This is a genomic window from Microcystis sp. M49636_WE2 (assembly GCF_030065375.1).
GTDB classification, from domain to species: domain Bacteria; phylum Cyanobacteriota; class Cyanobacteriia; order Cyanobacteriales; family Microcystaceae; genus Microcystis; species Microcystis aeruginosa_C.
Genome location: NZ_JASJFG010001074.1, coordinates 1 through 8,252, shown reverse-complemented (window position 1 = coordinate 8,252; position 8,252 = coordinate 1). Strand labels below are relative to the sequence as shown.

The window sequence follows — 8,252 nt, the reverse complement described above, 5'->3', positions numbered from 1 at the left end:
GGATAGTGAACCGAGCGTTATGTAGTGCGCCAGAGGATTCATCCCGGAATCGGCCGCTTCCGGGCAGGTTTTGAGGTAGTATTCCGTATCGAAAAGGGGGTGGGGATTGCGACCGCTCGCCGCACCAACATCTAGATAATGGCCGAGGGGATCGATACCGAGCGCTTCTACTTCGGGATTTTGTCGGTAGTAGTAACCCGTATCGAATAGACCGCTCCGCCCGATCAGGTGGGCGATCTGGCGACGTTTCAACCGATCGGCGATTTGAAAAGTAATTGTCCAGTAGACAATTTTCAGGATTTGTCGAAAGGGCCTGACAGGAGAAAGATAGCTCCTTTTCAGGGTATTATTTAAGTATAAACGCTCTAGTTTCTGTTGTTTTTCTAAAAGTTTCGACTGATGGAACTGTAAATCGGTTCGCTCTACAATCTGTTCGTTTTCGCTCGTTTGATCGTTCATTTTCATTTGAATTCTATTTTACGTTTAATCCTAAAGCTAGTTTGACTCGAAACCAAAGTTGACGCAATTTCCAAAATTTACTGCTCTCGATCGCCTCAATAATATTATGAGCGCGACCCCATCCTTGTTGCGCTTGCTCGAGATCGAATTGTGACTGTTTCCACCGCCGACCGATTAGTCGTAATTCCTCCCGCGTCTGTTCCAACTGCAAGGAGATAGAGCCAGATTCCTCCCGCGTTTTTTCTAGCTGGCTGCGGGTGGATTCTAGTTCCTCCCGCGTCTGTTCCAACTGCAAGGAGATAGAGCCAGATTCCTCCCGCGTTTTTTCTAGCTGGCTGCGGGTGGATTCTAGTTCCTCCCTCGTCCTTTCTAGTCGATCTATACTTTGTCGATAGTTTTCTCGAAGTAAATTATGTTGATTCTCTAGAGATGAGGGAAATGCCCGTACAATGAATTGAAGAGTATCTATATCCGGTTCTTTCTCGAGTTTTTCGACTAAAGATGCATCATGCGAATAACTTTTTTCAAAAGGCATCTGTGTTCGTTCGGTCGCCTCGATAGAATACCCCGTATCGAAAAATAATTCTTCGAGAGTTTTACGGGTAAAAAACCGTAAATGAGTATTGTCTAAAATTCCTACCTCTTGATAATCGAAGTTTCCCTGTAGCAAAGATAGACGGATATTACCGTGCGCGATATTGGGAATTGATGCGACCACATAACCACTAGGAGCAAGAACTTGGTGAGTTTCTTGCAAAATACGCCAAGGATCGCGAAGATGTTCTAGGATGTCCCCAAATACAACCACGTCAAACAAGCGATCACTCAAAATTTCCGCTAGAGAAACTCTTTCTAGATCGACAGCAATGACTTCTTCACAAAAAGACCTCGCTATTTCAGCCGCTTTTTGGTTGATTTCAATTCCGATAACAGAACACCCTTTTTCGCGAAGAAGGCGTGCGAGATAACCAGTCGCGCACCCTACGTCTAAAACTTTCTTATTTCCTCCTATAAAATTAATCATTTTTTTTAAACTTGAATTGTTTTCGATATCTGACTCCTTTAAAGATTCGGGCAGTAAAGGATAATCTTTTTGCCAGTTGCCATTCATCATAAACGCCAATTCAGACTTAATTGCATAACCGTCCTATCTATCTTCGTAGAGTACCTCATTCCGGGTACGATAGTCAAGACATTTTCAAGGATGATTGTTAATTAAGTTTACCCATCTTTCTACCTCCTCTGGCTTAACGATTTAAAAATTCGTACCCTTGAGAAAGAATTGTCTTAATAGTCCATTTGCTGTTGATAATCTTGTAAAATCTCGATGGTTTCCGGTTCTGTGGAGCCATCATCGATGACAAGGATTTAAAAGTTTTGGTATTTTTGTACTAAAAAATGCGATCGCACCATCGAGATAGCGACCTTGATTATAGCAAGGAATAGTCACGGAAACTTGAGGAGCATGACTCATTGGGGGCAATTCTCTCCTACTCGAGCAAAAACTAGGTTATCAATAGCTTATCCCAAAAGCTCCCCTTTCTCGTTTTTCTGCCTCAAGGAAGTGTTGATATCCCCACTAGCAATTTCGGGATAGTAGGACATATTCTGGATAAATCCTTAAATTATTCTGATGGTTAAACAAAATCACCCAATTGGGTGATCCCCGTGAGGGAAGCATCTCTTTTTAATAGAGAATAAGTTATTCAATAATCAGATTGTCGTTATAAATGATCCTTAACCATGGAAGCTCATCAACAAAAACAACTCCGCACTTTCCTCTTGGAGAAATTAGCAATTTCCCCCCGTTCCCTCGATATGGCTGTGCGTCTCTGTGAAGCATCGGTGGGTTCTTTGCCGATGGTTTTATGGCAGTACGGTTTAATCGATTTGTCGCAATTGAATCAAGTTTTTGACTGGATGGAAACTGTCTAATTATTTTTCAAGAATAGGACATTAATTATCATTTTTATTAAGAAAATTGACCAAGCTCTAGAGCAGCAAGTTACTGCAATTTATTTAATTTTATACCCCTTGATCGTCATTTTGCTTGTCATCACAGTAAGGTAGAAAGAAACTTAATTAATATGGCATAGGTTCTTCAGTTAGGCATCGACTATATGGAACTCTTTGATGGCTGGATAGAAGTTGAGATTTTCGTGACCAGGACGACTGAGTTTAATCAGGGCAAACCGTTGGGATGGTTGCAATTTTTGCCATTGTTCTAAACTAATTTCGATCTGGAATTCTCTGGCTTTTTCTCGGACTGTATCGGGTATCTGGCTATCATCTAGCCAAGCGGGATGCGGATCTATTGCCAGTTTTCCTGGGGGATTGCCAGTTTTTTCGGTGATTAATTTTTGCAGAAAATCTCGATAGATTTTGGCTTCTGCTGCCGTCGTACAAGCCATATTAACTAATACCATTCTTTCCGGTTGACCCAACTGCATCCAATGGGATAATTTTAATTTAACTCCACAGGTATCTAGTTTCATTCTCACGGTCATCGGTATACAACGTAAGGAGTCAACAAATTCGGCTTCAAAGTCGAAAAAGGTGGTCATATCATTTCATTGGGTTGCTGAGTATAAATCTATGATACAGTGCCGTGGGATAATTGCTAGGGGCAAAATGGTATTTTTATTGAATAAAATTGTCTCGATATTGATTACTAGAAACGAGAATTTTCTCTAGTTCCTGCCATTTTTCTCCTGCAATATAGTCAATAATTTCATCAAGATTTTGCCGATAATTTGTCAAGGATATCAATAAAGCTTGACGATTGTATTTAGCCATCATTAAACCTAATTCGGGATTGCCACCACCGACGCGACTGGTATCGCGAAAACCGGAACTAGCTAAATTTTCCGCTAATTGGCGAATATTCAGGTCTTGTTCTTTCGCACAAGCTTGGATTAAACTGGTACTAATCATTACTGGCAGATGGGAAATCCAGGCCACGGCTCGATCGTGTTCTTCGGGGGAAGAATAATAAATTTGACAGCCTAATTTTTCTACTATTTCAGTTAAGATTTTCACGGCAAAATGAGGAGTAGATTCAAGGGGAGTAATCAGATAGGGGGTATTGACAAATAATCCCAATTGTGCTGCATTGATTCCCTGTTCAGTTTTCCCAGCCATAGGATGACCACCGACAAAATTCGGCCATAATCGACTACAATTGGCCACGATCGCCCCTTTAACCGATCCCACATCGGTGACAATGGCTTGGGGTTTTAAATAGGGAGTTAATTTTTCCAAAGTTGGCACAAGTAAATGTATGGGAGTACAAATAAAGATTAAATCGGCAGTAGCCAATAATTCTAAACTGGTACTAGATTCATCTACCACTCCTTTTTCTACGGCGATATCACAAGTGGATTGTTGACGAGAAACTCCCAAAACCTTATAAGCTTGTGATCGAAAATCTAAACCCAAGCAACCACCGATTAAACCCAGTCCGATAATGCCAATATTCATTAGTTTTACTCAAAAATAATTTCGTCTTCTACTCGCCAAGCAGGATCGACAATGCACAAGAAAACTAATGGTTCCTCCCCACAATTATGAATATATTGTTTAGCTAGAGGAGGTATATAAATGGCGGCACCGACAGTCACTAATTGCACTTCCTCATCGATGTGCATTTCCCCTTGTCCTTGCATAATATAATAAACTTCCGCAGTTTTTAAAGCGTGGGGAGTAGAAGTTTCCCCCACATCTACCCATGCGTGGGCTAAACTATAACGTAGATTTAACGGTTGTTTATCGGGATGCAATAACTCGCGCAATCGGGTATGATCACCGGCGATGAATTCCTCACATTCGAGCAGGTTTCTGATTAACATAGTAAAATTAAACCGCGAAGATTGTTTTTATTTTATCATTGAGTCAAAGACTAAAGACTAATAGCCGTTATCATAGAAATATTCAGCATCGCCAGAATTAACGAATGACTTGGTTAGAACATAGTGTACAGGTAGAAGTGGACGCGCCGATCGATCTGGTTTGGGAGCTATGGTCAGATTTAGAACAAATGCCCCAGTGGATGAAATGGATCGAATCGGTGAAAATTCTAGAGGAGGAGCCAGAGCTTTCCCGTTGGAAGTTAGCCAGTGGTGGTCTAGAATTTACTTGGTTGTCACGGATACTGAAAATTGTCCCCCACCAGATGATTCAATGGGAATCCGTGGACGGGTTGCCTAACCGCGGGGCAATTCGTTTTTATGACCGTCATGGTAGGAGTATTGTGCGACTGACAGCATCCTATGCTATACCCGGTTGGTTAGGAAAATTGATGGATAATCTTTTCCTCGGTCGAGTGGTGGAATCAACTCTGCAAGCAGATCTAGAGCGTTTTCGCCTTTATGCGCTCAATATTGTCAATAATACGCCGCCAAGGTGAGGTAATCACCGGTAATAAGCTGTTGACTATCTAAAGCACTTGTTAAGACTGTCTATGAGTAAGGATAGTGCGAGCATTTGTACTAAAATCAATACTAGGTTTAAATGCAGTACAGCTTATTGCTGACTACCGACAACCGACTCCCCAAAAGGAAAACTTCCTAAGAATATCCCCAGCAAATTGCGCTATCACGGTGGAGTTATTGCTACTCGATTTTATAGAGATAGGCTTCTGGGGTTTCAAGAAGGGGAGTGATCGGGCGCTCGAGAGGGGGAGTTTTGACGAGGGTAAAAATTGGAAATAAATCGTTCATTTGGATAGCCATTTTAAATTTCGGCTGGATGTAATAACTACCCGATGGGCAGGCATTGGTGATCTTTAGCTCTCTTTTGGTCATAAAGGTATCGATATAATCGTACTGACCATGCTCTTTTCTTTTGCCTTTCTTGGCTGGATCACAAAGGGTTAAACCGACCGGAATCTGATTGATAATTGCCACTGTATCGGCCACGGATAGGAGCCTTTCGGAACCGTATTTACTGGCAAGATAACGTTGATTGAAATAGAGATTAGTTGCGATAGAATAGCCGATGATAATTGCTAGAACTAGAGCGAGTATCCTGTGGAAAGTCTTAGTCAAGTTTAGATAGGCCAGACTAGCGATCGCCAAGAGGATAGGAGCAAACCAGAGTAAGATTTTACGATGGGAATAAAAATGCTCATCAGGATAATTAGAGGAAGCATAGAGAAAAATTATCCAAGTAATCGCAAAAAAGCCGATCAGTGTTTTATTGCCTCGATATTTTTTGATGACTATGTATAGAGAAATGCCGAAAAAAATAACCGAAACTACGACATTGAAAATCGATATATTGTCATTCAAAAAAAATACTTGATTGCCCAGATAAACCGTTTCCCAAATTGCTTTAAATAGACGAGTGAACAGATTGCTCGATGGTTCACCGCTCGCCCCCTTCGCCGTGAGTGCTCTCACGATTCCCCTCGTATTAGCGAAATTCCGAACGATCTCACTGTGCCAATACATAAATAAGGCGAGATTTGCCGAGAGAATCGATAGAAAAGGCAAAAGACATTTAATAGTATTCTTGCGATTGCGATAAACAAACCATAGACAGGCAATAACACAAGTCACTGGGATAATTAACATCGTGGTGGTGTGTAAACTCACCAATATAGCGACGGTAATCCCGAAGAATATCCAAGCTATAGCCTGATAGAGCAGCGGCTTACTCGTTTCCATCTGGAATCGATAGAGTAAAGCAAAAACGAGCAGGAAAAAGGGTATTGGGCTAGGGGCCCAGGAAAAATTATTAATAAAATAGTCCGCATAAATCGTGCTATACCGAAATCCTGCCAAACTGGACAGGAGAAGACGTTTATCTTGTTCTACATTTTCTAAAAGTTGATAAACAAAGTAGATTAAGAGCGGAATCGATAGAAAAGAAAATAGTCCATTGGTAAGGACTTGAAATTCGGGAGCGGTACCGAAAATTGTCAGAGGGAACGCTAAATAACCATAGAGGGGGGGAATTGCGAATCCATATCTTCCCCCCCCCTGCGAGTCCCAATTGAGGAAAGTTTCCCTTCCACATATCCATCCAAAAGTAACCACCGCTAATCTGATCGGGATCGGGTCCGATATCGAAGGTAACATATTCAAAAATACTGACAATCCTGGTGAAAAAGGCAAAGGCGATCGCTAGAATCCCTAAAATCAGTGCTGTTACTCGGACTTTATTGATTGATTTCCCCATAAGTGTCGGTATTTTTATCCTAAAATTGTCTAGTAGCTTTGCGACCGTATCCCCGAATATTTATCTTGGCATGGTAGCGCAAATTTCTAGTCCTACTCGGTTGGAATTTAGCTTTGCCGCTCAAGATGAGGTATAACCTGATTTAGCATCGCTGGCTGACGGACGAGTCCCGAAAACCAAAACCTCGTACCTCACCATTAGGACAACTGCCATAAGATTCAAGGGACTGTTTAACTATAAACTGCGTACACCCCCTCAACAAAAATTTTTTTAGACAAATCTTGTCCAAGATTGGGAACCCCGTGTTAAACTGCCTCGATAAGATGATGTCACTCTCAAGACCATTCACTATATAATCCAATGGTAATACAATCGGTCAGTTTAACAGTTAAGGACTATAAGTCTAATATTCCCGTGGCCATCTTGTGTGGTGGCAAAGGAACCCGACTGCGGGAAGAAACCGAATTTCGACCTAAGCCGATGATTGCCATCGGAAATCGACCGATTATTTGGCATATCATGAAAACTTATGCCCAATATGGGTTAACTGACTTTATGCTCTGTCTAGGGTACAAAGGGGAAATAATCCGGGACTATTTCTTTAACTATGATTGGAATCAAAGTGATGTCCTCTTAGAGTTAGGCAATAAAAAAGTGACCAAACTCGATAGTGGACACCAGGAGGAAGACTGGCGTATTTGGTTAATTGATACGGGACCCGAAACCATGACGGGAGGCCGTCTTAAACGTCTCACCCCTTACATAGAGAGAAGTGGAAGCGAGATCTTTTTGGCCACCTATGGGGACGGGGTTTGTGATGTGAATATTGCGGATCTGTTGGATTTCCATTACTCCCATGGGAAATTAGCCACGATGACGGCGGTTCGTCCTTCTTCTCGCTTTGGCGAGTTAATCATTGAGGGTAATTTAGTCACTCAATTCCAAGAAAAGCCCCAAACGGCTGAAGGATGGATTAATGGGGGGTATTTTGTCTTAAATCGCAAGGTTTTGGATTTAATTGAGGGGGATGCGACGACTTTTGAAGCACAGCCCCTAAGAACCCTGGCTGCCTTGGGAGAACTCGCCGTCTATAAGCATGAAGGGTTTTGGCAGTGTATGGATACTTACCGAGAAATGGAAATGCTCAATCACCTTTATGACACTGGACAAGCTAGATGGAAAATATGGTAAAGAAAGCATTTTGGCCGGGCAAAAAAGTCTTTATTACTGGTCATACGGGCTTTAAGGGGTCTTGGCTGGGGTTTTGGTTACTCCATCTAGGAGCAGAGGTAAAAGGCCTCAGTTTAGCTCCCAATACCACCCCCGCCTTATTTGACCAATTAGACTTAGCTCAAAACCTGAGTCACCATATAGGAGATATTCGAGAGCCTGAGTTAGTGACTCGTTTAATCGCTTCATGGCAACCGGATGTAGTCTTTCATTTAGCGGCACAACCCCTAGTGCGGCTTTCTTATCTTGAGTCGGTGGAAACGTGGAACACAAATGTTATGGGGACTATTCACGTTTTAGAGGCCCTCAAAAGCCTGACTCATCCCTGTGCCGCCGTGTTTATTACTAGCGATAAGTGCTATGAGAATCGGGAATGGGTCTAT

11 protein-coding genes and 1 pseudogene are annotated in these 8,252 nt (G+C 42.1%); 5 read left to right on the top strand and 7 right to left on the bottom strand.

The features are described 5' to 3' along the window. The 3 genes and pseudogenes from PX484_RS24950 to PX484_RS24940 all read right to left on the bottom strand — a co-directional run. Window positions 1–459: pseudogene (locus PX484_RS24950) on the bottom strand (hypothetical protein); the annotation flags it as partial. Between the two features lie 13 nt (window positions 460–472). Continuing rightward, window positions 473–1,573, bottom strand: a complete 1,101-nt coding sequence (locus tag PX484_RS24945; protein ID WP_287767043.1) for a methyltransferase domain-containing protein — start codon at window positions 1,571–1,573, stop codon at window positions 473–475. A gap of 237 nt (window positions 1,574–1,810) precedes the next feature. Beyond that, window positions 1,811–1,933 carry a hypothetical protein gene (locus tag PX484_RS24940; protein ID WP_287671083.1) on the bottom strand — a complete coding sequence of 41 codons (123 nt, stop codon included), beginning with the start codon at window positions 1,931–1,933 and terminating at the stop codon, window positions 1,811–1,813. Window positions 1,934–2,202: 269 nt separating this feature from the next. On the opposite strand from PX484_RS24940, the gene PX484_RS24935 reads away from it, so the two are divergent. After that, the gene (locus PX484_RS24935; protein ID WP_002738067.1) at window positions 2,203–2,394 is read left to right on the top strand and encodes a DUF2949 domain-containing protein; all 192 of its coding nucleotides are present in this window, start codon (window positions 2,203–2,205) and stop codon (window positions 2,392–2,394) included. A gap of 170 nt (window positions 2,395–2,564) precedes the next feature. Here PX484_RS24935 and PX484_RS24930 read toward each other — a convergent pair whose 3' ends face one another. The 3 genes from PX484_RS24930 to PX484_RS24920 all read right to left on the bottom strand — a co-directional run bounded on the left by PX484_RS24930 (window position 2,565) and on the right by PX484_RS24920 (window position 4,307). After that, window positions 2,565–3,023, bottom strand: coding sequence for a nitrate reductase associated protein (locus tag PX484_RS24930; protein ID WP_287767045.1), 459 nt, complete (start codon window positions 3,021–3,023; stop codon window positions 2,565–2,567). 76 nt (window positions 3,024–3,099) lie between these two features. After that, on the bottom strand, window positions 3,100–3,939 hold the full coding sequence (locus PX484_RS24925; protein ID WP_287767046.1) for a prephenate/arogenate dehydrogenase: 840 nt from the start codon (window positions 3,937–3,939) through the stop codon (window positions 3,100–3,102). Window positions 3,940–3,944: 5 nt separating this feature from the next. Beyond that, window positions 3,945–4,307 carry a cupin domain-containing protein gene (locus tag PX484_RS24920; protein ID WP_287767048.1) on the bottom strand — a complete coding sequence of 121 codons (363 nt, stop codon included), beginning with the start codon at window positions 4,305–4,307 and terminating at the stop codon, window positions 3,945–3,947. Between the two features lie 104 nt (window positions 4,308–4,411). Here PX484_RS24920 and PX484_RS24915 point away from each other — a divergent pair, with 104 nt between their 5' ends. Then, window positions 4,412–4,864 carry an SRPBCC family protein gene (locus PX484_RS24915; protein ID WP_004268743.1) on the top strand — a complete coding sequence of 151 codons (453 nt, stop codon included), beginning with the start codon at window positions 4,412–4,414 and terminating at the stop codon, window positions 4,862–4,864. A 205-nt stretch (window positions 4,865–5,069) separates the two neighbouring features. Here PX484_RS24915 and PX484_RS24910 read toward each other — a convergent pair whose 3' ends face one another. After that, window positions 5,070–6,497, bottom strand: coding sequence for a hypothetical protein (locus PX484_RS24910; RefSeq protein WP_287767050.1), 1,428 nt, complete (start codon window positions 6,495–6,497; stop codon window positions 5,070–5,072). A 65-nt stretch (window positions 6,498–6,562) separates the two neighbouring features. Here PX484_RS24910 and PX484_RS24905 point away from each other — a divergent pair, with 65 nt between their 5' ends. From PX484_RS24905 to PX484_RS24895, 3 genes are all read left to right on the top strand, one after another. Further along, complete coding sequence (locus PX484_RS24905; RefSeq protein WP_004268737.1) at window positions 6,563–6,775, top strand: hypothetical protein; 213 nt, start codon at window positions 6,563–6,565, stop codon at window positions 6,773–6,775. Between the two features lie 224 nt (window positions 6,776–6,999). After that, window positions 7,000–7,830, top strand: a complete 831-nt coding sequence (rfbF, locus tag PX484_RS24900) for a glucose-1-phosphate cytidylyltransferase (RefSeq protein WP_046662580.1) — start codon at window positions 7,000–7,002, stop codon at window positions 7,828–7,830. Then, window positions 7,815–8,252, top strand: a 438-nt coding sequence (locus PX484_RS24895) for a GDP-mannose 4,6-dehydratase (protein ID WP_353853266.1), incomplete at its 3' end; no start/stop codon positions are given. The genes rfbF and PX484_RS24895, both read left to right, overlap by 16 nt.